The 25,558-nt window shown below is 65.4% G+C and carries 18 protein-coding genes and 1 tRNA gene; 9 read left to right on the plus strand and 10 right to left on the minus strand.

The features are described from left to right. Positions 1 to 30: 30 nt before the first annotated feature. From HG718_RS11875 to HG718_RS11895, 5 genes are all read right to left on the minus strand, one after another. The gene (locus HG718_RS11875; protein WP_160589041.1) at positions 31 to 507 is read right to left on the minus strand and encodes a hypothetical protein; all 477 of its coding nucleotides are present in this window, start codon (positions 505 to 507) and stop codon (positions 31 to 33) included. Beyond that, a complete protein-coding gene (locus HG718_RS11880) occupies positions 504 to 716 on the minus strand; it encodes a hypothetical protein (protein ID WP_160589042.1) in 213 nt (70 codons plus the stop codon). Before HG718_RS11880 ends, HG718_RS11875 begins: the two co-directional genes overlap by 4 nt. Then, positions 713 to 883, minus strand: coding sequence for a hypothetical protein (locus HG718_RS11885; protein WP_160589043.1), 171 nt, complete (start codon positions 881 to 883; stop codon positions 713 to 715). Before HG718_RS11885 ends, HG718_RS11880 begins: the two co-directional genes overlap by 4 nt. Positions 884 to 898: 15 nt before the next feature. After that, the gene (locus tag HG718_RS11890) at positions 899 to 1,465 is read right to left on the minus strand and encodes an antirestriction protein ArdA (RefSeq protein WP_160589044.1); all 567 of its coding nucleotides are present in this window, start codon (positions 1,463 to 1,465) and stop codon (positions 899 to 901) included. Positions 1,466 to 2,321: 856 nt separating this feature from the next. Continuing rightward, a tRNA-Arg gene (locus HG718_RS11895) sits at positions 2,322 to 2,398 on the minus strand. A gap of 546 nt (positions 2,399 to 2,944) precedes the next feature. On the opposite strand from HG718_RS11895, the gene HG718_RS11900 reads away from it, so the two are divergent. Then, positions 2,945 to 3,556: a PAS domain-containing protein gene (locus HG718_RS11900; RefSeq protein ID WP_160586904.1), complete on the plus strand. Its 612-nt coding sequence runs from the start codon at positions 2,945 to 2,947 to the stop codon at positions 3,554 to 3,556. 132 nt (positions 3,557 to 3,688) lie between these two features. On the opposite strand, the gene HG718_RS11905 is transcribed toward HG718_RS11900, so the two are convergent. After that, positions 3,689 to 4,666 (minus strand): ABC transporter ATP-binding protein, encoded by a 978-nt coding sequence (locus tag HG718_RS11905; protein ID WP_160586905.1) that lies wholly within the window; start codon positions 4,664 to 4,666, stop codon positions 3,689 to 3,691. A 235-nt stretch (positions 4,667 to 4,901) separates the two neighbouring features. Here HG718_RS11905 and polA point away from each other — a divergent pair, with 235 nt between their 5' ends. Beyond that, positions 4,902 to 7,796, plus strand: coding sequence for a DNA polymerase I (gene polA / locus HG718_RS11910; RefSeq protein WP_160586906.1), 2,895 nt, complete (start codon positions 4,902 to 4,904; stop codon positions 7,794 to 7,796). Between the two features lie 315 nt (positions 7,797 to 8,111). Here polA and HG718_RS11915 read toward each other — a convergent pair whose 3' ends face one another. After that, positions 8,112 to 9,647: a gamma-glutamyltransferase gene (locus tag HG718_RS11915; RefSeq protein WP_160586907.1), complete on the minus strand. Its 1,536-nt coding sequence runs from the start codon at positions 9,645 to 9,647 to the stop codon at positions 8,112 to 8,114. A 21-nt stretch (positions 9,648 to 9,668) separates the two neighbouring features. Then, positions 9,669 to 11,237 (minus strand): phosphoenolpyruvate carboxykinase, encoded by a 1,569-nt coding sequence (locus HG718_RS11920; RefSeq protein WP_192928087.1) that lies wholly within the window; start codon positions 11,235 to 11,237, stop codon positions 9,669 to 9,671. 778 nt (positions 11,238 to 12,015) lie between these two features. Between HG718_RS11920 and HG718_RS11925 the strand changes: the two genes are divergently transcribed. From HG718_RS11925 to HG718_RS11945, 5 genes are all read left to right on the plus strand, one after another. After that, positions 12,016 to 12,765 carry a response regulator transcription factor gene (locus HG718_RS11925; protein WP_160586909.1) on the plus strand — a complete coding sequence of 250 codons (750 nt, stop codon included), beginning with the start codon at positions 12,016 to 12,018 and terminating at the stop codon, positions 12,763 to 12,765. Positions 12,766 to 12,846: 81 nt separating this feature from the next. Beyond that, positions 12,847 to 14,613: a sensor histidine kinase gene (locus tag HG718_RS11930; protein WP_244617619.1), complete on the plus strand. Its 1,767-nt coding sequence runs from the start codon at positions 12,847 to 12,849 to the stop codon at positions 14,611 to 14,613. Further along, complete coding sequence (locus HG718_RS11935) at positions 14,610 to 15,122, plus strand: HPr kinase/phosphorylase (RefSeq protein WP_160586910.1); 513 nt, start codon at positions 14,610 to 14,612, stop codon at positions 15,120 to 15,122. The genes HG718_RS11930 and HG718_RS11935 overlap by 4 nt, the downstream gene beginning before the upstream one ends. Positions 15,123 to 15,309: 187 nt before the next feature. Then, positions 15,310 to 15,714: a PTS sugar transporter subunit IIA gene (locus HG718_RS11940; protein WP_027840842.1), complete on the plus strand. Its 405-nt coding sequence runs from the start codon at positions 15,310 to 15,312 to the stop codon at positions 15,712 to 15,714. A gap of 24 nt (positions 15,715 to 15,738) precedes the next feature. Then, complete coding sequence (locus HG718_RS11945) at positions 15,739 to 16,113, plus strand: HPr family phosphocarrier protein (protein WP_160586911.1); 375 nt, start codon at positions 15,739 to 15,741, stop codon at positions 16,111 to 16,113. A gap of 56 nt (positions 16,114 to 16,169) precedes the next feature. Here the strand turns inward: HG718_RS11945 and HG718_RS11950 are convergent, their stop codons facing one another. Together HG718_RS11950 and HG718_RS11955 are read right to left on the minus strand one after the other, a co-directional pair. Beyond that, a complete protein-coding gene (locus HG718_RS11950) occupies positions 16,170 to 18,464 on the minus strand; it encodes a sensor domain-containing diguanylate cyclase (protein WP_160586912.1) in 2,295 nt (764 codons plus the stop codon). An 88-nt stretch (positions 18,465 to 18,552) separates the two neighbouring features. Further along, positions 18,553 to 20,763 (minus strand): sensor domain-containing diguanylate cyclase, encoded by a 2,211-nt coding sequence (locus HG718_RS11955; RefSeq protein WP_160586913.1) that lies wholly within the window; start codon positions 20,761 to 20,763, stop codon positions 18,553 to 18,555. Between the two features lie 289 nt (positions 20,764 to 21,052). Between HG718_RS11955 and ahcY the strand changes: the two genes are divergently transcribed. Beyond that, positions 21,053 to 22,450 carry an adenosylhomocysteinase gene (ahcY, locus tag HG718_RS11960; protein ID WP_373868308.1) on the plus strand — a complete coding sequence of 466 codons (1,398 nt, stop codon included), beginning with the start codon at positions 21,053 to 21,055 and terminating at the stop codon, positions 22,448 to 22,450. 227 nt (positions 22,451 to 22,677) lie between these two features. After that, the gene (locus HG718_RS11965) at positions 22,678 to 25,191 is read left to right on the plus strand and encodes a PAS domain-containing sensor histidine kinase (RefSeq protein WP_160586915.1); all 2,514 of its coding nucleotides are present in this window, start codon (positions 22,678 to 22,680) and stop codon (positions 25,189 to 25,191) included. Positions 25,192 to 25,558: the final 367 nt, after the last annotated feature.

Consider the following 25,558-nt stretch of genomic DNA (forward strand, 5'->3'; position numbering starts at 1 on the left):
TTGATTGGCTTGTGGATTGGGGGCGCGCCATCAGGCGCGCGCCCCGCTGGTCTCCAGCGCCGCGCAAATGCGGCGGGCGGCGGCGCGGCCTGCGTCCAAGGCTTCGGGCAGAAGCTCCCGTGCGACCTCGGTCAGATAGGCGTTGTCACTATCGGGATAGTTGGCCTCAATGCCCCAAAGGCTCGCCGCATGGGCGTCCAAAGTGACGCCTTCCAGCGCGACGGAAAGAACGATCCCGCAAAAGAACCATTCATCCTTGCGCCATGCTTCCATGACGGCCTCGGCTTTAGCCTGCGCTTCGGCAAAGCGTTGCCGGTGGTTCGGACCGGGGCCGATGAACCCCGGCGCGTCCTTGTAGAGTGAAGGCCAGAATCCGTCCTGGCGCTCGTCGGGTGCGTCGCCGCAATCATCGCGCACAATACGTGCGATGATCTCGAAGCCTTGGGCCTCGCAGGTGATGCTGTCGCCCTCGCAAACGAAGGTCTGGAAGCGTTCCGTGAACGTCATGCCGCGCCCTCCTTGAAGAGTCCGGCAATCGCGATCCAGTGCGGGCCGTAGACGGCATGCTCGCCGCATTCATCGCATGGATAGGCGCTCGCATCGGGTTCGCAGCACTCGCGCGGGGCGCGGCAGGCAAGGCAAAAGCCTTCTGACCAGTCGTCGGCCTGCTGCAATTCTTCGACGGTGAAACGATAGCGGGTGGTTTCGGGAGTCATGCGAAATCCTCCCCGTCTTCACGGTCCAGCGGCTGTGCCAGCGGATTGATGAAAACCTGCCAAGCATCGGCGCGAAGGGCGGCATGCCATTTGAGCGCATCGGCGGCATTTGCCGCCAGATGGCTCTTGGCTGATCCATCGCCATAAAGGGCGGTGACAAGAAACATGTGTCTGCCCTCCGCCTATCGCGACCAGAAAATGTGGACTTCATCAAAGCCCGTCTGAAACACCATGATCTCGCCATTCAGCGCCATGTCGCGGGCAAGGGCCTGCCAGTCGATATAGTAGCGAAGGCTTTCGGGAATCTGGGTTCCGGTGTCCTCGTGCAGGCTCTCGGCGAAGTCTGCGGCGCTGCGATATTCGCCCGCATAGTCCTCGAAGGCGGCGCGCGCCTCGGCGAGGTCGTCGCCGAAATGGCTGAGCAATTTCGCGCCAAGCTCGCCATGCTCCTCAATGAAGTCGGCCAGTTCGCACACGGTTTCGAATGAGGCGTATTCGGAAAGGCTCGCGCCCTCGAAGCCCTCATAATCGTGGATCGCCCATTCCTCGGCGTCCGGTTCTGGCGAGGCCGCCAGCATGGCGCGAACCTGTTCCCAAATCTCGTCAGGGGTGGTCGCGTCGATCCACCGTCCGTGCAGGCAGCCATTATTGTAGGCTGCAAGGCAAGCCACGTAGATGCGCGGTCTATCGGGCTGCGCGGGTGCGGCGGTGGCTGCAAGAGGTGCAGCGGTTGCGAGTTGGTCAGTCATGTCAGTCTCCTTCCCCGCCCGCGTTCTTTTCCCGACAGTCGGGTGGGCGGCGAGGAGGTGCTCAGCCAGAGCGTGATAGGGCGGCGCGCAAGGGGAAGCTGTAGGTATGACGCCTGAAGACGATCAGAGATCACAAAGCCCCGCCCCCTTGCGCGGCGACCGCGCTCTGGCAGACGCACCGTCCGCCCACCTGACTGATGGGAACAGATATTGAGGCGGAGGGAGGCTGGGGTGGCCGGGTCTGAACACTGATCCAATCGGGCGAGTGGCCCGAAACTTGCTCGCGCTTCAGTTGAGCCGACGACGAGCCGGGGAAAGGAGCCAGATCATGTGTTGTCCGAATGAAGTGTGCATGAGTTCGCGTGTCCGAGCGCTGAGAGATGCGGAACGGTCGCGGGTGAAGCGTATGCCGCCTCACGATCCTGATGTTGAGTTTGATGCTCAGATGATCTGCGACGATTGCGGCACCGCCTTTGTGGAGGGGCGACTCCATGACGTCTTTCCGCTTATCGTGTTGCTTGGGTCTTTGCATCCCCGCGCAAAGAGTCTGTCGCTGGTGAAAGCCTGAGATCAAAGCTGCGACCCCTCTGGCGCCAGCCAGTGGGAAGCGCAGCGTCGGCCCCGCCGGCGAGTCCCAGCGACCTGCCTGAAAAGACTGGGGACGTCCCTGAACTGAGCCTCGCCGGGCCGGTCGGCGCAAGACGACTTCCGCGGCTCCGGTCAGAGCGCCGGGCGCAAGGTCGGCGATCCGGCCGGACCGCCAAGATGCTCTTTGGCGGCAGGAATCCGCCGGGCGAAGTGCTCCGCGCGATGAGCGCGGACGGGGCTGAAAACGATTTTGAAGAATCGAACGAGATGGCGGTCCCAACAGGATTCGAACCTGTGACCTCTACCTTCGGAGGGTAGCGCTCTATCCAGCTGAGCTATGGAACCTTTGACTCTCGATTTAAGGCCAAATCCGGTTTGCGGCCAGTTCGTAATCACACAGCTTGCGAGACCTTGCGGAAATCCGTGCTGACATGGTGCTGACTCAAAAGCGGGTCGAAAAGTGCGGCCTTAGATAACTCCTTGTAATTCTTTCATAATTTCATCTCAAACAGATAAAGGTTGCGTCCTTCGGAGGGCAGCGCTCTATCCAGCTGAGCTACGGGTGCCGTCGCGGGCGGGGCGGGGTGCGCCCCTCGCGGGAGGGCGGAACCTAGCGTGAAACGGGGGCGGCGGCAATGTGCCTTGAGGTGCTCCGGGCTGGAAAAAGTCCCTCGAAAGCCGCTGAAAAAACCAATGAAAACCCGGGGGCGCTGAGGCCCTGGCCGCGGGCCCCGGCCGGTGGGCGCTTGGCGTGGGGGCAGGGTGGCGCGATAGTCGCATGGGATGCGGGGCGCGGCCTTGAAGCGATTCGTTTTGGGCCGATCTGATGCAGGGCGTGTGCCGGGCTGGCACAGGGCCTGCCCCACCCCGGTACCGAGGCGACATACGAGCATGGCGACACCGGTCCAGAAAGCCACCAATGACGCAGCGCGCAAGGCGGCCCGCCGCTCGCCGCTGCTGAAGCTCGCCCCGTTCGAGGCCTATGCGGACCCGGTCTGCGCCCTCAAGGACAGCCGGCTGCAGGTGCTGCATGAATATTGGCGTGCCCGGCGCGGGGATGTGCCCATTCCGCCGCGGGCGGCCATTCACCCGCGGGATTTCACACGGCTGCTGCCGCGCATCTTCATGGTGGACGTGCTGCCGGACGGGGGCTTCGCCTTCCGCCTGGCGGGAACGGCGATTGTTGATCTGTTCGGCTGCGAGCCGACGGGCAAGACGCTGACCGAGGCGCTGGGCCCGCGCGCCGGCAAGCTGGCGACGGCGGTGTTCACGGCGGTTGTCGAATATGGCCGGCCGATGCGGACGTTGGGGCAGATGGACTGGTGGACGCCGCCCACAACCCCCGCCTTCGAAACGCCGGGGCACGAGCTGTCGCACATGTCGTTTGAGGCTGTGCATCTGCCGCTGTCGCCCAACGGGGCGGAGGTGGACATCATCCTGTGTGCGCTGATGCCCTATTCGGGCGATGAGCAGCCGCGCTTTCCGGAGATTTCCGGGGGGTAAGCCCTGCGGCTGGTCGCCCCCTCACCCTCCCACCGCTGGCGCGGCGGGCCCCTCCCTCTCCCGCTTTTTGTCCGCTTCCGGCGGACACGCCGCCGAAAGGGGGGAGAGGGAATAGAGCGGTGGCTCGCCCTATCAGGCGGCCTTACTGCGGGTGAGTTCGAGGAACACGTCTTCCAGGTGGCCTTCCTCGATGGAGAGGTCGCGGATGGCGATGCCGGCCTGGTTCACGCGGTCGAGGATTTCGGCCACGTTCTGGCTCGAGGGGCGGTAGGCGATTTCGAGCAGGCCGCCGGGCAGGATCTGGGTCTGATAGCCGTCGAGCCCCGCGGGGACGGCGTCGAGCGGGGTGTCGGGGGTGACCAGCAGCGACTTGCGGTCGAGCCGGGCCACGAGGTCGGGCGTCTTCTCACAGGCCACCACTTCACCGTGATTGATGATGGCGATCTCGTCGCACAGGCTTTCGGCCTCTTCCAGATAGTGGGTGGTGAGGACGATGGTGACGCCGCGCTCGTTGAGCTGCTTCACATAGGCCCAGAGCTGCTGGCGCAGCTCGATGTCGACGCCCGCCGTCGGCTCATCCAGCACGATGACGGGGGGCGAATGGACCATGGCCTTGCCCACCAACAGCCGCCGGCGCATGCCGCCTGAGAGTGTGCGCGCATAGGCGTTGGCCTTGTCGGCGAGGCCCATGGCGTCGAGGATTTCCATGGTGCGGCGCTCTGATTTGGGCACGCCGTAGAGCCCCGCCTGCAGCTCCAGCGCTTCGGCCGGGGTGAAGAACGGGTCGATGTTGAGTTCCTGCGGCACCACGCCGATGGACGCACGCGCCTGGCGGGGGTTCTGGTCGATGTTGAAGCCCCACACATCCACCTCGCCCTCGGTCTTCATGACGAGGCCCGCGAGGATATTGATGAAGGTGGACTTGCCCGCGCCGTTGGGGCCGAGCAAGCCGAAGATGCTGCCGCGCGGCACCACCAAGTCAACGCCCTTGAGCGCGTGCTTTTCTGGCTCGTTGTTCGAGGCCTTGTAGGTCTTGCGCAGGCCGCGCGCCTCGATGGCGGCTGTCCGCGCTGCGGGGTCTTTTGAGGCGGTTTGAGCCTGCATGTCCATGGGCGTGTCCCCCGTCCCGGCGGCGGGGCCCTGAAGGCAGGCGGCCGGGCGAATTCTCGATTGTCTGGTCGGAAACTTGGTACACCCGCCCCCCTGCAAGGGTCAAACAGACCGGCGGGCGGCGGGACACCGGGCTTGGATCATCCCCATATGGTAGCTGTGGCGGCCTCTGCCAAGCGGTGCCATTATCCGCCCCCGCCAATCCCGCCCGCATTTGAGAGAATCAGGTTCGCCCATGTCCGGAACCCCCGTCACCAAGTCCAGCCATCTCTATCTGGTGGACGGGTCCGCCTATCTGTTCCGGGCCTATCACGCGCTGCCGCCGCTGACGCGCAAGTCGGACGGGCTGCCGGTGGGGGCGGTGTCGGGCTTCTGCAACATGCTGCACAAGCTGATCGTCGGCTCGAAGGCGCGGGACGACAAGGATGCGCCGACGCATTTCGCGGTCATCTTCGATGCCTCGGGCGACACGTTCCGCAACGAGATCTATCCCGACTACAAGGCCAACCGCGACGCGCCGCCGGAAGACATGGTGCCGCAATTCCCGCTGGTGCGGGATGCGACGCGGGCCTTCAACGTGCCGTGCATCGAGATGACGGGGTTCGAGGCAGATGACCTGATCGCCACCTATGCCAAGCAGGCTGCTGCGCTTGGCGCGGAAGTGACCATCGTGTCGTCGGACAAGGACCTGATGCAGCTCGTCGATGACCGCATCGAGATGCTGGACCCGATGAAGGACAAGGTCATCGGCCCGGACGGGGTTGTCGAGAAGTTCGGCGTCGGGCCGGACAAGGTGGTGGAGGTGCAGGCGCTGGCGGGCGATTCCACCGACAATGTGCCCGGCGTGCCCGGCATCGGCATCAAGACGGCAGCGCTTTTGATCGATGAGTATGGCGATCTTGAAACGCTGCTGGCGCAGGCCGACGGCATCAAGCAGAAAAAGCGGCGCGAGAACCTGATCGAGTTTGCCGAGCAGGCCCGCATTTCGAAAAAGCTCGTGATGCTGGACCAGAACGTGCCGGTGGACGTGGCGCTGGACGAGATGGGCGTTGTGGAGCCGGACGCTGAAACGCTGATCGGCTTTCTGAAGGACATGGAGTTCAACACGCTGACCCGCCGCATTGCCGACGCGCTGGGGGCGGATGCGGACGAAATCGAGGCGGCAGGCGACCACAAGCCGGACGTGAAGCCGAAGCGCGCGGCCAACCAGGACGCAGGCGCCGGCAAGACCGGCGGCAAGCCGGGCGTCATCAACCAGGCGCTGATTGATTCAGCGCCGATTGACGCGGACGCCTATGAGTGCGTGACCGATGTGGCAGCGTTGGATGCCTGGGTCGCCGAGGCCTTTGCTGCGGGCACCATTGCCCTTGATACGGAGACCACCTCGCTTGACCCGATGTCCGGGCGGCTGGTGGGCATTTCACTGGCCACGGCGCCGGGCCGGGCCTGCTACATTCCGCTGGCCCACGGCACCCCGGCGGACGGCACGCTGGCGCTGGATGATCCGGCCCCGGAGCAAATCCCCCTCAAGGAGGCGGTGGCGCGGCTGAAGCCGCTGCTGGAGCATTCGGGCATCCTCAAGGTGCTGCAGAACGCCAAATATGATCTGGTGGTGCTGAAGCGGGTGGGCATCGACGTGGCGCCGATCGACGACACCATGCTGATTTCCTACGCGCTGGATACGGGGCTGCACGGCCACGGCATGGACGCGCTGGCTCAGGAATTTCTCGGTCACAGCCCGATCCCCTTCAAGGAGGTGGCGGGCACCGGCAAGGCGCAGATCACCTTCGACAAGGTGCCGCTGGACAAGGCCACGCGCTATGCCGCGGAGGACGCGGATGTGACGCTGCGCCTGTGGCACAGCTTCAAGCCGCGGCTTGTGGGCGAGCGGATGGCCACCGTCTACGAGACGCTGGAGCGGCCGATGGTGGGCGTGCTGGCGCAGATGGAAATGGCGGGCATCAAGCTCGACCCGGCCATTCTCAAGCGCATGTCGTCGGACTTCGCGCAGAAGCTGGCGGGGCTTGAAGCGGAGATCCACGAGTTGGCGGGCGAGGAATTCAACATCGGCAGCCCCAAGCAGATGGGCGAGATTCTGTTCGGCAAGATGGGGCTTGAGGGCGGCAAGAAAACCAAGACCGGCGCGTGGAGCACCGGCGCCGACGTGCTGGAAACCCTCGCTGCGCAAGGGCATGACCTGCCCCAGCGCATCCTCGACTGGCGGCAGCTCTCCAAGCTCAAGAGCACCTATACGGACGCCCTGCCCGACTTCATCAACGAAGAGACGGGCCGCGTGCACACGAGCTATTCGCTGGCTTCCACAACCACTGGCCGGCTGTCTTCGTCAGATCCCAATCTCCAGAACATCCCCATACGGACGGAGGCGGGCCGCAAGATCCGCACGGCGTTCGTGGCCGAGGAGGGCAATGTGCTGATCTCGGCGGATTACAGCCAGATCGAGCTGCGCGTGCTGGCGCATATGGCCTGCATCGACACGCTGCGCCAGGCCTTTGCCGACGGGCTGGACATTCACGCGATGACGGCGAGCGAGATGTTCAACGTGCCGATCGAAGGCATGGATCCGATGATCCGCCGCCGCGCCAAGGCGATCAATTTCGGCATCATCTACGGCATCTCGGCCTTCGGGCTGGCCAACCAGCTGTCGATTCCGCGCTCGGAGGCGGCCGATTATATCGACCGCTATTTCGAGCGCTTCCCCGGCATCCGCGCCTATATGGACGACACCAAGGCGTTTGCCCGGGAGCATGGCTATGTGGCGACATTGTTTGGCCGCAAGACGCATCTGCCGGAGATCAAGAGCAAGAACGGCGCCCAGCGCGCCTTCACCGAGCGCGCGGCGATCAATGCGCCGATCCAGGGCTCGGCAGCCGACATCATCCGCCGGGCGATGATCCGCATGCCCGATGCGCTCGCGGCGGCCAAATTGCCCGCGAAGATGCTGCTGCAGGTGCATGACGAACTGATCTTCGAGGTGCCCGAGGCGCAGGCTGAGAAAACCATCAAGGTTGCGCGCCAGGTGATGGAGGGGGCAGCAGCGCCTGCCGTCGACTTGTCTGTGCCGCTGGTTGTGGATGCCAATGCGGCCTCAAGCTGGGCGGAAGCGCATTAGCGGTCCGTGTGCGGCGCACCCTCCCATGGGCCCTCCGGTCAAGCCGGAGGGAGAGCGGTTTCTTTAATCGTCGCAAAAAACAACCTCTCCCCTTGCGGGAGAGGTCGGTGCGCAGCACCGGGTGAGGGGGTTGGACCTGTCCATCTACACACCGTCAGAGATTTCACACCAAAGCTGCCGCCCCCTCACCTTCCCACCGCTGGCGCGGCGGGCCCCTCCCTCTCCCGCCAGGGGAGAGGGGCAGTTCTTGCAAGCTCCTCCACCCGCTGTCCCTCCGGCTTGACCGGAGGGTCTATCTGAGTGGGCAGGCTTGCGTCAGCCTTTGAGGAACACCCCTGCCCTGCGCGGGTCGCCGGCGCCTTCCAGGGAGCCGCGCTCATCGCGGGCGGCGATGTGGACGCCGCCGAAGAACATGTTGGGGTCGGGCCAGGGTTCGGTGATGTCGAAGTCGCGGGTCATGGCGTCGCGCTCGGCGTCGGGCCAGCCTTCCTCAAAGCTGAGCTTGGTGGCCTCGTCGGCACGGGTGCCTTCGACGTGGAGGCGGGGGTGCATGACGGCCTCTTCGGGGTGGGCGCCGCGGCCTAGCAGCAGGGCCGTCTGCAGGAGGGCTGAGCGGATGCGGTTGGAGCCGCCGGAGCCCAGGGCCATCACCTTGCCGGCATCGTCATGGGCCAGCATGGGCGACATCATGGAGCACATGCGCATATTTTCCGCCCACTGATGGAAGCCGCCGGGGTTGATGTCGTCCTCACCCAGCATGTTGTTGAGCATGAAGCCGCAGCCGGGCACCAGCGCGCCGCAGCCTTCCCCGTTCGACACGGTAACCGACGCTGCGTTGCCGCTGCCATCCACCACGCTCACATGGGTGGTGCCGCGCAGGGCCTGGGGTTTCTTCTGCCCGTCTGCCTCAAGCTGGGCGCGGCGGGCCAAAAGCGCGTCCGGGTCGCCGTGGCATTCAGCACGCAACGTGTTCATCCATAACAGGGTGGCGGCGATATCCGGGGCCGGCACGCGCCTGCGCCGGTGGGAGGCCTCGAGCCTGTCGAGGCCCAGCGCCACCATGACCCCGCCGGTGGAGGGCGGCGGCACGGTTTCGATCCGCAGGTCACCGGCGCGTGCTTCCAGCGGCGTGCGGGTGGCAACCTCGTAGAAGCGCAGATCATCCAGGGTCAGGTGGCCGCCCTCATCATCCGCCTGCCGTGCCATGGCCTGGGCGATCTCGCCCTTGGTCGCCAGCACCTCGCCCTCGCGGGCCAGGGCATCAAGCGCATCAGCGAGGGCCGCGTTCTTCTGCACAGCGCCTTCGGTCAGCAGCCTGCCCTCCGCATCGGTGAACAGGGCGCGCAAGGCAGGGCTTGCGGTGAGGATCGGTTCGACGACGGTGAGAAGATAGGCCTGGAACGCCGTGACCCTGACGCCCTCCTTGGCGGCGCGGATAGCGGGCTCGGCGATCCGCGTCATCGGCACGCGGCCCAGGCGCTCATGCGCCCGGAACAGGCCGGGCAGGAGGCCGGGCGTTGCGGCAGCGCCGAGGCCGATATGAAAGGCTTGCGTGACGCTGCCGAAATCCACATGCACTTCGCGGAAGTCGATGTCACCGCGGGCGCGCTTGCGGCGTGGGGTTTGGGCGAAAAAGTCAAATACGCGGGTGGTGTCACCGCGCCCGGCATCACCTTTGCGGGCGGTCATGAAGCCGCCGCCGCCGGGGGAGGCCAGTATGGGCTCGGCCACGCAGGCAGCTAGCACGCCGGCGATGGCGGCATCGAACGCGTTGCCGCCATCCTCCAGGAGTTCGAAAGCCGCCGCTGCGGTGACCTCATGGCCCGCGGCGACGGCTCCCTTATGCGTCATGATCTGTCCGTTGCCTGACGGTTATTCGGCAGCGGCGGCCTGGATCGGCGCTGCGTCGCGCACGTCCGGGTCCACGTGATCTTCGAACTTCTTGAAGTTGTCGATGAACATGGAGACGAGCGCCTTAGCCTGCTTGTCGTAGGCGTCCGCATCGGCCCAGGTGCCGCGCGGGTTGAGCAGCTTTTCGTCCACGCCGGTGACGGAGACCGGCACTTCGAAGCCGAAATTCGGGTCAACGCGCATCTCGGCGTCGAGCAGGCTGCCGTCGAGCGCTGCGTTGAGCAGGGCACGGGTTTCCTTGATCGGCATGCGGTGGCCGACGCCATAGACGCCGCCGGTCCAGCCGGTGTTGACCAGCCAGCAATTCACATCATGCTCGTTGATCAGGGCACGGAGCAGATTGCCGTACTCGCTGGGGTGGCGCGACATGAAGGGCGCACCGAAGCAGGTGGAGAAGGTGGCTTCCGGCTCGGTCACGCCCTTTTCGGTGCCCGCCACCTTGGCGGTGTAACCGGACAGGAAGTGATACATGGCCTGGCTCGGGGTGAGCTTGGCGATGGGCGGCAGCACACCGAAGGCGTCAGCCGTCAGCATGATGATGGTGTTGGGCTGGCCTGCAACGCCGGTGAGGCTGGCATTGGGGATGTAGCTGATCGGATAGGCGCCGCGGGTGTTCTCGGTCAGCGTCGCGTCGTTGAAGTCGAGCTGGCGGGTGTCCTCGTCCATCACCACGTTTTCGAGCACGGTGGCGAAGCGGCGGGTGGTCGAGAAGATTTCCGGCTCCGCCTGCGGCGACAACTTAATCATCTTGGCGTAGCAGCCGCCTTCGAAATTGAACAGGCCGTTGGGGCCCCAGCCATGCTCGTCGTCACCGATGAGCTGGCGGTCGGGGTCGGCGGAAAGCGTCGTCTTGCCGGTGCCGGAGAGGCCGAAGAAAATGGCGGCGTCGTCCTGCTTGCCGACATTCACCGAGCAGTGCATCGGCATGATCTTCTTCGGCGGCAGCTTGTAGTTGAGCATGGAGAAGACCGACTTCTTCATTTCGCCCGCATAGGACGTGCCGGCGATCAGCACGATCTGGCGGGTGAAGTCGCAGGCGATCACGGTCTCGGTGCGGCAGCCGTGACGGGCCGGATCGGCCTTGAAGCTCGGCAGGTCGATGATGGTGAATTCCGGCGTGAAGTCATCGAGCTCGTTGGACATGGGCTCGATGAGCAGGTGCTGGATGAACAGCGAGTGCCAGGCATATTCGGTGACCACGCGGGTCGGCAGACGGTGGTCCTTGTCGGCGCCGCCGAACAGGTCCTGGACGAACAGCTCCATACCCTTGGCGTGGGCCAGCATGTCGGCGTGCAGGGCGTCGAACTGCTCGGTGGTCATGGACTTGTTCGAGTCCCACCAGACCTGATCCTCGGAGGACGCGTCACGGACGATGAACTTGTCCTGAGCGGAGCGGCCGGTGTGGGCGCCGGTCTTGACGACGAGCGGGCCGTCGGCAGCGAGCTTGCCTTCACCGCGCTCCAGCGCGATCTCGACCAGGGACGCAGGGCGGTGGTTCCAATGGGCTGCCTTGATGTCGGTGAAGCCCATCTTGTCGAGGCCGTAGCTCGATGCTTTGGGACCGGTCTGTGTCACTGTCGCTGTCTCCGTTACCGTCCGCGCGCGGGGCCGGGCGGGACCACGTCCCCCCCTGACGCGCGAAGCTCAAATCTCTCAAAAACCGGCCCCTTGCGGGTCCGGCGACCGTCATGCAGGCGAAACCGCCTTGCTGCCGCTGCGTGAATGCAGCGTGGATTAACGCCTTGGCGCGGCAGAGTCGATAAGCAAAAGCCGCAATTCGTGCCGCTTTTTTCGGACCGTCCGCCACGCTGCACGCCCGCCGCCCATGCAGGGCGCGGGCCAGCCGGCGCAGGGTCCGTCAAAAGCGGCCCGGAATCCGCCAAATTCCCTTGGCGTGCCGGGGGTTAGGGCCCCGGAATGCCAAGCGCGGCCAACTTAGGCTGCGTCATAATGTTGCGCAACATGGGGCCGGAGATTTCGGGAATTGCCGATGGCGGGAAGGAGTGCCGCCGTGCCCATTTTGCAACGGATTCGCATGTGGAAGGGCGGGACCGGCCCCGGCGCGGACATATCCGGGACGCGATGCTGTGCCGGGACGGCACGGCACGGCGCGGCTATGCGATGGGCCTTCGCACCCGTGCGGGGCAGTAGGTCTTTGGCCCCGTGCGGAGAGGCTGTATGAGAATGGTATGAAGGCGGACCGGTCATCTTGATGCCCGATTCCCTGCGGATACCAGCCCTGCCCTCCCCGCGCGGCCGTGCGCCCGGGGTTGCGGCGAGCCAGACGGAAGAAAAGCGAACACATAAAATGCCGACAGTTGCCCTGGTGGATGACGACCGCAACATCCTCACCTCCGTGCAGATCGCGCTGGAAGCCGAAGGCTTTACCGTGCGCACCTACAGCGACGGTGCAGCCGCGCTGGAAGGCCTTGCGGGCAAGCCCTGCGACATTGGCGTGTTCGACATCAAGATGCCGCGCATGGACGGCATGGAGCTGTTGCGCAAGCTGCGCCAGAAAAGCGAGATGCCGGTCATCTTCCTGACTTCCAAGGATGACGAGATCGACGAATTGTTCGGCCTCAAGCTGGGGGCGGACGACTACATCAAGAAGCCGTTCTCCCAGCGCCTGCTGATCGAGCGCATCAAGGCGGTGCTGCGGCGCGGCAGCCCGAAGGACAATGGCAAGGGCACGACGGCGGCAACAGCCCCTGCGGCAGCCGGAGAGGCTGCCGGTGCCAATGGGCGCGAGGCGGCTGGCGTGATCGAGCGCGGGCGGCTCAAGATGGATCCCGAACGGCATGCCTGCACCTGGGGCGGCAAGGACGTGACCCTGACGGTCACCGAATTCCTGATCCTGCATTCGCTGGCACAGCGGCCGGGCTATGTGAAAAGCCGCGACGCGCTGATGGACGCGGCCTATGACGACCAGGTCTATGTGGATGACCGCACCATCGACAGCCACATCAAGCGCCTGCGCAAGAAATTCAAGGCGGTGGATACAGAGTTCGACGCTATCGAGACGCTCTATGGCGTCGGCTACCGCTACAAGGAAGATTGAGTAGCGGGGAAGACTGAGTAGCGGGCCCTCCCCGCTCTCACCACGCACTCACAGCGGCACCAGAGGAAAGCCAGCCCGATCATGACAGACAGCGCGCGCCGCAGCCGGGATGCGGGGCACCGGATCACCCGGTGGCTCAGGCAGGCGCGCGGGCGGATCACGCCGCTGATGGCGCCTGCCATGCGGGCCGTCAACGAGGTGCAGGTGCGCGGGCGCTTTTCCACCCTCACCCGGCGCATCGTGGCGTTCAACGTGCTGGCGCTGGCGCTGCTGGCGGTGGGCATTCTTTACGTCAACCAGTTCCAGGCCGGGCTGATCGACCAGCGCATCCAGAATCTGCGCGCCCAGGGCGAGATCATCGCCGGCGCGCTGGCGGAAGCTGCGACCGTCGAGCTTGAAACCCAGATCATCGTGCCGGACGGGCCGGTCCCGCAGATCGACCTGACGGTGGCCGCCCGCCAGGCGCCGATCGATCCCAACCGCGCCGCCGCCATCCTGCGCCGTCTGGTGCTGCCGACCGATGCGCGTGCCCGGCTCTACAACACCAATGGCGTGATCGTGGTGGATTCCCAGTTCATCGATGCGGGGCGCGACGTCATCGCCTATGAGCTGCCGCCGCCGGCGCAGGAGGAACGGGTCACGCTTGTGGATTGGGTGAATGTGCTGATCACCAATCTCCTGCGCGAAGGCGACGTGCCGCGCTACGAGGAGCTGCCGGGCAGCCAGGGCCTCAATTACAAGGAAGTGCGCGGCGCGCTGAGGGCCGAGCCCACCGCCATGGTGCGGGAAAATGACCGCGGCCAGCTGATCGTGTCGGTCGCCGTTCCGGTGCAGCGTTTCAAGGCGGTGATGGGGGCGCTGCTGCTCTCTACCGAAGGCGGCGACATTGACGCGCTGGTGCGGGCTGAACGGCTGGCGGTGCTGCGGGTCTTCGTGGTGCTTTTGGTGGTCACGGTGCTGCTGGCGATCCTGCTGGCGGGCACCATCGCGGCCCCGGTGCGGCGGCTGGCGGACGCAGCCGAGAGGGTGCGCCGCCAGCGGCATACGCGGGTGGAGATCCCAGACTTCCGCGACCGGCGCGACGAGATCGGCGAATTGTCCGGCGCCCTGCGCGAGATGACGCGCGAGCTTTATGCGCGCATTGATGCCACCGAGCGCTTTGCCGCTGATGTGGCGCATGAGCTGAAAAACCCGCTCACCTCCCTGCGCAGCGCCATCGAGACCTTGTCGATCGCTAGGGACGACACGGCGCGGGCGCGGCTGACGGAGATCATCAATCACGACGTGGTGCGGCTCGACAGGCTGATCACGGACATTTCCGATGCCAGCCGGATCGACGCGGAGATGAGCCGTGCCGAAGCCGTGCCGGTGGACCTCGCCGAGGTGGTGGCCACCTTCGTGCGCAACTACACCCAGTCGCGCAAGGGCACGCGCACGGCCGACATCGAGGTGCATTTCGTAGCGCCAGACACCACCGAACCGCTGATGGCGGATGTGATCGAGCTGCGCTTCGGCCAGGTGCTGGCGAACCTCGTGGACAATGCGGTGTCGTTCAGCCAGCCCGGCGACCGGGTGGAGATCGGTATGGTGCGCCGGGGCGAGGAAATCGAGATCACCATCGACGATACCGGCCCGGGCATTCCGCCGGACAACATCGAGACAATCTTCAAGCGCTTCTATACGGACCGGCCGGACCCGAGTGCCTTCGGCAACAATTCGGGCCTCGGCCTGTCAATCTCGCGGCAGATCATGCAGGCGCATGGCGGCTCGCTGCATGCGGAGAACCGGGTGGATGAGGCAGGCGACATCACCGGCGCGCGCTTCGTCATCCGGCTACCGGCAGCATGACGGCTGACGCGGCATCTCAGGCTCAGCCCCTGCACGGCACCTGCCTTGCCCGGCGCGGCCGCTGCGTGCTGCTGCGGGGGGCATCCGGCAGCGGCAAATCCGATCTGGCGCTGCGCTTTCTCGACCGCTTTGCCGATGCCTGGCTGATCGCCGATGACCGGGTGCTGCTGGAGGCCCGGGACGGCGCGCTCTACCCCAAAGCGCCCGCGCCGCTGCAAGGGCTTCTGGAAGTGCGCGGGCTGGGGCTGGTGCGCCGGTCGGTGCCTGCCCGTGACGCGGTGCCGCCGCTGGCGCTGATCGTTGATCTCGACACGCCGGACGCCATTGCCCGCATTGCCGAACCGCGCACGGACAGCCTGCACGGGGTGACGCTGCCGCTGGTGGCGCTGGCGCCCTTCGAGGGCTCCGCCCCGCTGAAACTCGCTCTGGCGCTTGAAACGATCGGCGTGGCTCCGGGCGCAGGGCCTGTGCTGTCCGGCTTTGCCGGGGATGACGGGCTGCTCGGCTGAACGGGGCCTTCAGCGCCAGGGTGGGAGCAGGTGCGGGTTTTTTTCGCACCCGCGTCAATTATCCTTGCAATGGGGGGCCGGAACGCGGTGTGATCTGGCCTTCTCCCGCGCGTGCTGAGCCGTTTACAGCGGCACGTGTACAGGCGCGGTTCACCAGTATCTTTCCGCACACGGATCACGTCTTTCCATGATCGGTCTTGTTATCGTCACCCATGGCCATCTCGCCACCGAATTCGTTGCCGCGATGGAGCATGTGGTGGGCCCCCAGGCCAATACCCGCGCCATCTGCATCGGCCCGGACGACGACATGGAGGAGCGGCGCAAGGAGATCCTTGCCGCTGTCGGCGCGGTGGATACGGGGGACGGGGTGATCCTGCTCACCGACATGTTCGGCGGCACCCCCTCCAACCTGGCCATCTCCGTCATGGAGCAGGCCAATGTGGAGGTGATCGCGGGGATTAACCTTCCCATGCTGATCAAGCTGGCCAGCGTGCGCAATGATGCCAAGCTGGCGGAAGCCGCTGCCATGGCGCAGGAATCAGGCCGCAAATACATCAATATCGCCAGCGAACTTCTGGCCAACGATACGTAAGCCGGCACGCGCCGGTACGGGGACATGACCTCAGGAGCCGACACACCCTCCGGCACGACCGCCGGACGCAGCGCCACATCCGACACCGGCACACCGGCCGGTCATGGCGATGCCGATACGGATGGGGGCGCGCCGTTGTCGCGCATTCTCACCATCACCAATGCCCGCGGGCTGCATGCCCGCGCCTCGGCGCGCTTCGTGAAGACGGCCGAGGCATTCGACGCGGATATCCGCGTCACCAAGGACGGCCAGACCGTGTCGGCCACCTCGATCATGGGGCTGATGATGCTGGCGGCCTCAACCGGCAGCACCATTGCGCTTGAGGCGTCCGGCCCGCAGGCACAGCAGGCCATGGACGCGCTGGAAGCGCTGGTGACGGATAATTTCGGCGAGGAGTAGGGCGCCGAGGAATGAGGCGGGCGAACACGCCTTAAGCGACTGCTTGGGGCAATAGCCTAGCGGCTGCTGCCGGCGACCCTGAGACCGGACGAGGTTTCGTCCTTGCCGCCCTCAACGGCGTCCTGGCCGTCTTTCACAGCATTGAGGTCACCATAGGCCCGCACGCAGTTGCGGCCTGCGCCCTTGGCCTCATAAAGCGCCTCATCCGCCTTGCGGAACAGCTCATCCACTTCGCGCGCATCCTGCGGGAAGGCTGAGACACCGATACTGCCGGAGATGCTGACCTCCACACCCTGGGACAGGCGGATGGGCACCTCGATGGCGCGCAGCAGGCGCTGAGCGAAGCGGACGGCACCGCGGATATCTTCCAGGTGCAGCATGACGATGATGAATTCGTCGCCGCCGGTGCGCGCCACGAAATCCGTATCCCGCACTTCCTCACGCAAGCGGGCAGAGAGCTCCACCAGCACCTCGTCGCCTGCCCCGTGGCCATAGGCATCGTTGACCGGCTTGAAGCCGTCGAGGTCCAGCGCCAGCACGGCGGCCACCTTGCCCGAGCGTTCCACATGCCGGAACATGGAGCCGGTGAACTTGTCCAGCGCGTTGCGGTTGGCCAGCCCGGTCAGCGGATCGGACGTTGCCTGCTCGCGCATGATGGCCGCCTGCTCGTGCCGCTCGGTTATGTCGGTGGCGGAGAAAACAATGGTGCCGTCGCCACGGCGGACGATCTCAAGCGCCAGCACGAACTGGCCGCCGAAACTCTGGTCATAGCGGTAGACCCCATCGCCCAGTTCGCGGTCGATGGTCTTGATTACCCTGTCTGCGATCTGGGTCGGGTCGCCGACGCCGTAATCGCCTCGGGTGGCGAGATAGAGGATCAGTTCCTTCAGTGTGCGCTCGCGGGTGAACCAGCCGAGCGGCACGCCGGTGAGCTCAGCCAGGCGCGGGTTCCAGAACATCAGCTTGCCGAAGCCGTGGGTTGCCAGCACGCCCTGGGACAGGCTCTCGATCACGCCGCCGATCATGTCGACGCTGGTGCCGGCGCTGGCGGCACGTGCTTCGGCGCTTTCGGCGCGGGCGGTCATCTCGTCGAGATCCTTGCGCACGGTCGCGAGCTTGCCGCTCAGCTGATCGTTTTCCGCCGCGAAGCTGTCCACCTGCGCTTCGCCTTCCACGGCCTGCTCGCGGCGGAACCACAGGGTACGGCGGATGGCGTTGAAGGGCGTTTCAAGGGCGGCGAATTCTGCCGGCAGGCCGGAATAATCCTGGTTCCTGTCGAATTCCTCCTTGGCCAGGCTGTCGGCGATGTCGGTCACCTGATCAAGCCAGGACGGCACAGCCTTCATAAGGCCAAGGCAGACGCGCGCGAACTGCAGCACGAACGGCACGAGGAACACGACAATGAGGACAAGGGCCAGCCACCTGACCGTCACGAGCCCGGCCCCCACCTCGCGGGTGCGCTCGTTGAGGCGGGCGATGGCAAAGCCGCGCAGGGTTTCGTAGGCGCTGAGGGCGGGGACATCATCCACACGGATGGCCTTGTCAATTTCCCGCGCCGGCACCCCCTCTGCCACCATCTCCGCGGCGATGGTGAGGCCGCGGGCATAGTCATCAATGGTGCGGCCGATGATGCGCACGGCCTCGCGTTCGGTGCCGGTCATGGCGCGCGCCTTCAGGACAGCGAGAGTCGCCTGGGCACGCTCAAGCGCCGCCGTGGCCGCGTCGAGCGCAGCCGGGTCGCTGGTCAGCACATAGACCTTGAGATGATGGATCAGCCCGTTGAGGCCGATGGCCGCCTCGAACGCGCCCAGCAGATGCTGGCCGTCCTGCCTGTCGCCTTCACGCGGGCCGCTGACCATGGCAAGTGTCTCGACCGCCCGTGCCATGCGGTCCGGCGTCACGCCGAGGCGGATATAGGTCCGCTCCGGCGACATGGAAGTGAACTCACCCTCTTCAAGCGCGCGCAGGGCCAGGTTGAACTGTTCGAGCTCTTCCCGGATGATTTCGATGGCGGTGCGCTCCAGCGGACTGATGTCGAGCGCGCCGAATTCCTTCAGTGCGCTTTCCACCCCGCCGATACCGAACGCGACCTGCTGGGTGCTGGCTTCTTCCGGCCGCAGGATGGTGTTGAGATAGTGGTGGACGAGCCCGCCATAGCCCAGCTCATGGCGCAGGCGGCTGATCGCCGCCGGGCGGGCATCGTGCAGGCTTGCCGCCTCGCCCCAGCGGCTCTCGGCCACCGACAGCTCATAGGCCATGTACAGCAGGCCCGCGCACAGCACGCTGCCAAGCACCGACATCCGGACAAGATGGCGCTTGATGATCTGTGAGACTGAGGCTGCCTTGCGCATTCGGCCTTCTACCTGCTTTCTACCAAAGAGCGAGGGTCGCAGGCCGGGGTCAATATCCCGTTAATCGTACGGGTATCAGCCGGGCGGGTCAGGATGCCGAGGAGGCTGCCGTCAGCACGTTCACGGCCTGGGTTTCCGGCAATTCGTACATCACCACCGCGTTGCGGCCCTTTCCCTTGGCTTCATAGAGCGCCATGTCGGCCAGCACGCAGAGGGGCTGGGCCTCGCGGCCGTGATAGGGGAACAGGGATATGCCGGCGCTGGCGGAGACATGCACCTCGGTGCCGTCCTCCAGGGTCACGGGCATCTCGATGGCGCGCAGCAGGCGCTGGCCGAATCTCAGCGCACCGTTGCCGTCTTCCAGGTGCAGCAGCACGATGATGAATTCATCGCCGCCGACACGGGCGACAAAATCGGTCTCCCGCGCCTCCTCCTGCATGCGCGTGGCAATCTCGCGCAGCAACTCATCGCCGGCGTGATGGCCGTGCGTGTCATTGATCGGTTTGAAGCCATCCAGGTCGATCGCCATGATCGCGGCCACCTCACCGGAACGCTCGGAGTGCTTGAGCATGGCTGTGGTGAATTCGTCCAGCGCCACGCGGTTTGGCAGGCCCGTCAGCGGGTCAGAGGTGGCCTGCTGCTGCATGGCTTCCACCTGCTCGTGATGTTCGGTCACATCCGCCGCCGAGAACACGATGAGACCGGAGGTGCTCTTGGACATCTCCAGGGCGAGTACGCGCCCATTGGCGAACTTGTGATCGCTGCTGACCACGCCGGCGCCGAGGCGCTCCTCGAGCCGGTCGAGTGCCGCGTCGGCGATCACCACCGGGTCGCCCTGCCCGTATTCGCCACGGGAGGCGAGATAGATGATCAGGTCACGGAGCGTTCTGCCGCCCGACAGCCATTCCGGGCTCACGCCGATGAGCTCCGGCACGCCGCTGTTCCAGAACACGATCTCGCCAATGCCGCGGCTGGCGAGGATGCCGTGGGAGAGGCTGTCCATGACGCTGCTGAGCGTCTTGCCGTCATTCACCGCTTCGACGGCGCGCTGATGGGCCGTGCGGGCGCGTTCCCGGGTCATGTCCTGTTCGATGCGCAGGGCCTCCAGCTCGCTGTGGAAGCGCTCGTTTTCCGAGGTCACCGCGGCCACCTGCACCTGGTCCTGAAGGGCGGTTTCGCGGCGATGCCATATGGTATTGCGGATCAGCCCGAAGGGTGTTTCGAGATTGGCGAATTCCGATGGCAGGGAGGAGAAGTCATGCACCTTGTGCAATTCCTCATGGGCCAGGTCGGAGGCGGCATCCGACAGCTTGCGCTCCCAATCCGGCAGGCCGGTAATCAGACTGAGGCAAAAGCTGCCAAACTCGGTGATCATTGGCAGCAGGACGAACAGCACCAGCCCGATCATCGTCCACTCCAGCTGCTTGAAGCCGCTTGCCACGGTGGCCGTGCTTTCCATCAGGCGCAGTTTCTCGAAGCCCAGCAGGGTGGCGTAGGCACTGATCGCCGGCACGTCATTGATGCGGATGACGGCATCTATCTCGGCAGCGCTGGCACCGTCCCTTGTCATGTCCCCGGCCACGCGGATGGCGTGGCGATAGGTGCTGATCGTGTCGTGGATGACGAACAGCGCCTCGGCTTCGGCGACGGAGGTCGCGTGCTGGCGCAAGGCACCGAGAATGGTCAGCGCCTGGTCAAGGCAGGTCTCCGCATCGTCGAGCAATTGCGTATCGCCCGTGAGCAGGAACAGCTTCAGGTTCTGGATCATGCCGTTGAGACCGATGGCGGCCTCGAAGTCCGACAGCAGGCCGTGATAGCCGCTGCTGGCAGTGCTGGTCCCGGCGCTGATCTTCGCCAGGGTGTCGACGGCGGCGGCCAGGGCATCGAGATCCACGTCGAGGCTGCGGAACACGTCTTCCGGGGCCTGGCCCTTGAATTCGCCGCTTTCTATACGGCGGGCGGCGACGTAGATGCGGTCCAGTTCCTCGGCGATGATGATGCGGGAGGAGCGCTCCATCGGGCTGACGTCGAGGCTGTCGTAGTAAAGGAGTGTGCCGCGCACCGCGCCGAGGTCGATGGCGGTATCCTCTTGCCGTTCAGCGTCGGGCCGCAAAATCGAGTTCAGGAAATTGTGGACGACGCCGCCATAACCCAGATGGTGCCGCAGGCGGCTGACGATCAGCGGCCGGGGGTCATGCAGCACGCCTGCCCGGTCCCATTGCTCCTTGGTCCGGTCGAGGATGAAGAGCATGCCGAACAGGCCAGCGCTCAACATGATTGCCAGGATGGACATCCGCATGCGGTGCCGCCTGACTGTCTCCAAAACAGAGCCTGCACGTTGAAACATAAGGCCACCTCTCTGGAACTGGCCTGATCGTGCCATATCAAATTAAATTGCGAGTTAATTGCTACCCATAGTTACATTCGGGTATTGTGCCGCGATATAAACCTTTCTTTATATGACCTTGTTACGTGGCGGCAGGGCTGTTAGAACCCCTGCAACCTCCGCCCGCCATCTTCATGCGGGGGGAATCCCTCACCCGGTCCCGCATGCGGCGGTGCCCCGGGCATCCATGGAGAGAGCGCTTATGAGCGAGCAGGATTACGTCGTTGCCGATATTTCCCTGGCGGAGTTCGGCAACAAGGAAATCGAGATTGCCGAAACCGAGATGCCGGGCCTGATGTCCTGCGTGGAGGAATTCGGCGAGAGCAAGCCGCTTGCCGGCGCGCGCATCACCGGCTCGCTGCACATGACGATCCAGACCGCGGTGCTGATCCGCACGCTGGAAGCGCTTGGCGCCAAGGTGCGCTGGGCGTCGTGCAACATCTTCTCGACCCAGGACCACGCCGCCGCCGCGATTGCCGCCGCCGGCACGCCGGTCTTCGCGGTAAAGGGCGAGAGCCTGGAAGAATACTGGACGTATACGGACAAGATCTTCCAGTGGCCTGATGGCGAACCCTCCAACATGATCCTGGATGATGGCGGCGACGCCACAATGTACATCCTGCTGGGGGCGCGGGCAGAAGAAGGCGAAGACATCCTGTCCAACCCGGGGTCCGAGGAGGAAGAGTATCTCTTCGCGCAGATCAAAAAGCGCATGGCGGAGACGCCGGGCTTCTTCGTCAAGCAGCGCCACGCCATCAAGGGCGTGTCGGAAGAGACCACCACGGGCGTCAACCGGCTTTACCAGCTGATGGAAAAGGGCCACCTGCCGTTCCCGGCGATCAACGTCAACGACTCGGTCACCAAGTCGAAGTTCGACAACAAATATGGCTGCAAGGAATCGCTGGTGGACGGCATCCGCCGCGGCACCGACGTGATGATGGCCGGCAAGACCGCCATCGTCTGCGGCTATGGCGATGTGGGCAAGGGTTCCGCCGCCTCGCTGCAGGGCGCAGGCGCCCGCGTGAAGGTGACGGAAGTGGACCCGATCTGCGCATTGCAGGCCGCCATGGACGGCTATGAGGTCGTCACCCTGCGCGACGCCGCCCCCACCGCCGACATCGTCATCACCACCACCGGCAACAAGGACGTGGTGACCATCGACGACATGCGCGCGCTGAAGGACATGGCGATCGTCGGCAATATCGGCCATTTCGATAACGAGATTCAGGTCGCTGAACTCAAGAACCACAAGTGGACCAACATCAAGCCGCAGGTGGACATGGTCGAGTTCCCCGACGGCAAGCGGATGATCCTGCTGTCCGAAGGCCGCCTGCTCAACCTCGGCAACGCGACCGGCCACCCGTCGTTTGTGATGTCCGCGTCCTTCACCAACCAGGTGCTGGCGCAGATCGAGCTGTTCACCAAGGGCGATGAGTACGAAAACAAGGTCTATGTGCTGCCGAAGCACCTGGACGAGAAGGTTGCCCGCCTGCATCTCGAGAAGCTGGGCGTCCAGCTCACCGAGATGACCGACCAGCAGGCCTCCTATATCGGCGTGTCCAAGCAGGGCCCGTTCAAGCCGGAGCATTACCGCTACTAGGCGGACGCGCCCCGCGCCTCACTCACCACACCGAACGGGGTGTCCTTTACGGGACACCCCGTTTTTTTGTTGCGCGCCTCAGGGCTGCATCTGCGCACGCATGGTTGCATGGGGCGGCGGATACGGGTTTCCTAGGCGGGGGAAGACGAATCAAACACAGAGCCATGCGCCCATCGCGTCCACACAACCGCGCCGCTGCCACATGTCTGCTTGCAGGCGGGGCGGGCATGGCCGCCTTGCTGCCCGCAAGCGCCCAGGCGCAGGGCACCACCCTCCTTGATCCGGGCCTTGATCCAAGTGCATCTGTGAGCACGCTGCTGGCCAGTGTCGCTGCCGGGGCCGTGGCGGTCGCCATCGGCGCCCTTTGGGCCGCCGGGCGGGCGCATAGGCGCAGCCGCCGCGACATGGCCGCCCGCGCCGAGCGGATGACCGAGCTTGAAACCAAGCTCGACAGCGCCGAGAGCATTCTCTCAGCAGAGCCGGACGCGGTCTTCATCTGGTCGCCGGAACGCACCGTGGCGCCCACTACCGGCGCCCGCACCTGGAGCCGCCCGCGCGTTGTCGGCTCCACCGCGGGACTGGCCGACCCGTCCTCCGGCGCGGTTGATTTCGATTTTGTGCTGACGCGGCTTGAGCCCGAGGATGCCGAGGCCCTGCGCAACGGCGTCTCGCGCCTGCGCGAGCGCGGTGCGCGCTTCTCGCTCAACCTGCAGATGCGCGACGGGCGCACCTATGAGGCGGAGGGCCGCCCGGCGGGCGCCCAGGCCGTGTTGTGGATGCGCGACATCACCGGCGAGCGGGAGGAGGAATCCCGCCTGGTCGAGACCGCCCGCAAGGCCGAGCGCGAACGCACCCTGCTGAGCCAGGTGACGGACGCCGCCCCCTTCCCCGCCTGGCGCCGCTCGGCGGACGGCGCCCTCATCTGGGTCAATGGCGCCTTTGCGTCCGCCGTTGAGGCGAAAGACACCGACAGCGTCATCGATGAGGCGCGCGAGCTGCTCAATGCCGACACGCTCGCTGCGGCCGCGGCCCGCATCACCCGCGGCGAGCGCTACCACGAGCGCGCCAATGCGGTGGTGAACGGCGAGCGGCTGGTGCTCGACATTATCGAACTGCCGCTGGCCGACGGCGGCAGCGCCGGCTTCGCGCTCGACATCACGCCGCTGGCGGAAGCCGAGAACGACCTGAAGCGCCACCTCGAAGCCCATCAGGACACGCTCAACCGGCTTGCCAGCGCGGTGGCCATTTTCGGCCCCGACCGGCGCCTGCGCTTCTACAACCGCGCGTTCCAGAAATTGTGGGGCCTCGAGGAAAGCTTCCTCGACACCGAGCCCGGCGAGGGCGAGGTGCTGGAGACCCTGCGCGAATCCCGTCGCCTGCCCGAGCAGGCCGATTTCCGCGCCTGGAAGCAGCAGCGGCTTGACCTTTACACCCGCGCTGAACCCACCGACGAATTGTGGCACCTGCCTGACGGCCGCACCCTGCGCGTCATTGGCCAGCCGCACCCGTTCGGCGGGCTGCTCTATCTCTATGAAAACGTCACCGACCAGCTGAAGCTTGAATCAAGCCTCACCACCGCCCAGCACGTGCAGCTTGAAACCCTCAACAAGCTCTATGAGGGCGTGGCGGTGTTCGGGTCCGATGGCCGCCTCAAGCTGCACAACCCGGCCTATCAGCGCATCTGGCATCTGGAGCCGGGTCAGCTTTCGGGCGAACCGCATATCGACCAGATCATCGAGTGGTGCCAGGGGCTTTACGACAACGCGGATGAATGGGCCGAGATCAAGTCGCGTATCACTTCCGTCACCGATGAGCGCGGCACGCGCACGGGGCGGCTGCAACGGCCGGATGGCAGCGTGGTGGATTACGCCGCCGTGCCGCTGCCTGACGGCAACATGCTGCTGACCTATGTGGACGTGACGGATGCGGCCCTTATCGAGCGCGCCCTGCGCGACCGCAATGACGCGCTGGAGACCGCCGACCGGCTGAAGAGCGAGTTCATCAGCCATGTTTCCTATCAGCTGCGCACCCCGCTCACCAACATCATCGGCTTCGGCGAAATTCTGAATACGGAGCTTTTCGGCCCGCTCAACGAGAAGCAGGGCGAATATGCGGGCGGCGTTCTCAAATCCGCCACCGAGCTTCTGGACCTCGTCAACGACATCATCGACCTTGCCACCATCGAGGCGGGCGCCATGGCGCTCGACGTGGATGACGTGGACCTCAACCACATCGTCGAGCAGGTGTTCGAGATGACCGGCCCGCGCGCCAAGCAGGGCAAGCGCGTGCTGGCGCTGGAGGCCGCCCCCAATCTCGGCACGCTGGCCGCGGATTCCCGCCGCCTCAAGCAGATCCTGTTCAACCTTCTGTCCAACGCCATCTCCTTCACCAATCCGGGCGATACCATCACCCTTGGCGGTGAGCGCGAGGGGCAGGAAGTGCGCCTGTGGGTGCGGGATACGGGCGACGGCATCAAGCCGGAGCACCAGGCCACCGTGTTCGACCGTTTCGAAGCGCGCGGCACGTCCGAAAAACGCCGCGGCGCGGGCCTCGGCCTTACTTTGGTGCGCAGCTTCGTCGAACTTCATGGCGGCTGGGTGTCGCTTGAAAGCGCCCCGCGCGAAGGCACCAAGGTGACCTGCCACCTCCCCACCGACCCCAAGGCGATCCCCGCCTCCCCCGAGGGCGGTCCCCAGGGCGGGTCACATCCTGAAACCACCGGCAGCGCGGCGGCGTCGTAGAGCACCCGCCAGCCCTTCTCCTTCCGTTGCGCTTTCCCCCCACCCGGCAGCCCCAAGGGCCTGCCGACCTCCCCACAAGGGGGAGGTGCGCGCCATGCGCGCGGGTTGGAACGTAATCTACCTCCCCCCTTTTCTCTTTGGTGTGGGGAGGTCGGCGGAGCGAAGCTCCGGCGGGTGGGGGGCTGCTCCCGCGCTCTCACCCTGCTGCAAGGCGAGTAGGCCCCGGATCAAGTCCGGGGCACGCGGTGTCTTTCTCCGTCGCCCCGGACTTGATCCGGGGCCCACTCTCGCCCGCGGCTCTTCTCGGCACCGGCCCCTCACGGCCCGCCCACGCCGCACGAAAAACCATCCCCCACGAATGCCCGCC

The sequence above is a fragment of the Pyruvatibacter mobilis genome, from assembly GCF_012848855.1.
GTDB lineage: Bacteria > Pseudomonadota > Alphaproteobacteria > CGMCC-115125 > CGMCC-115125 > Pyruvatibacter > Pyruvatibacter mobilis.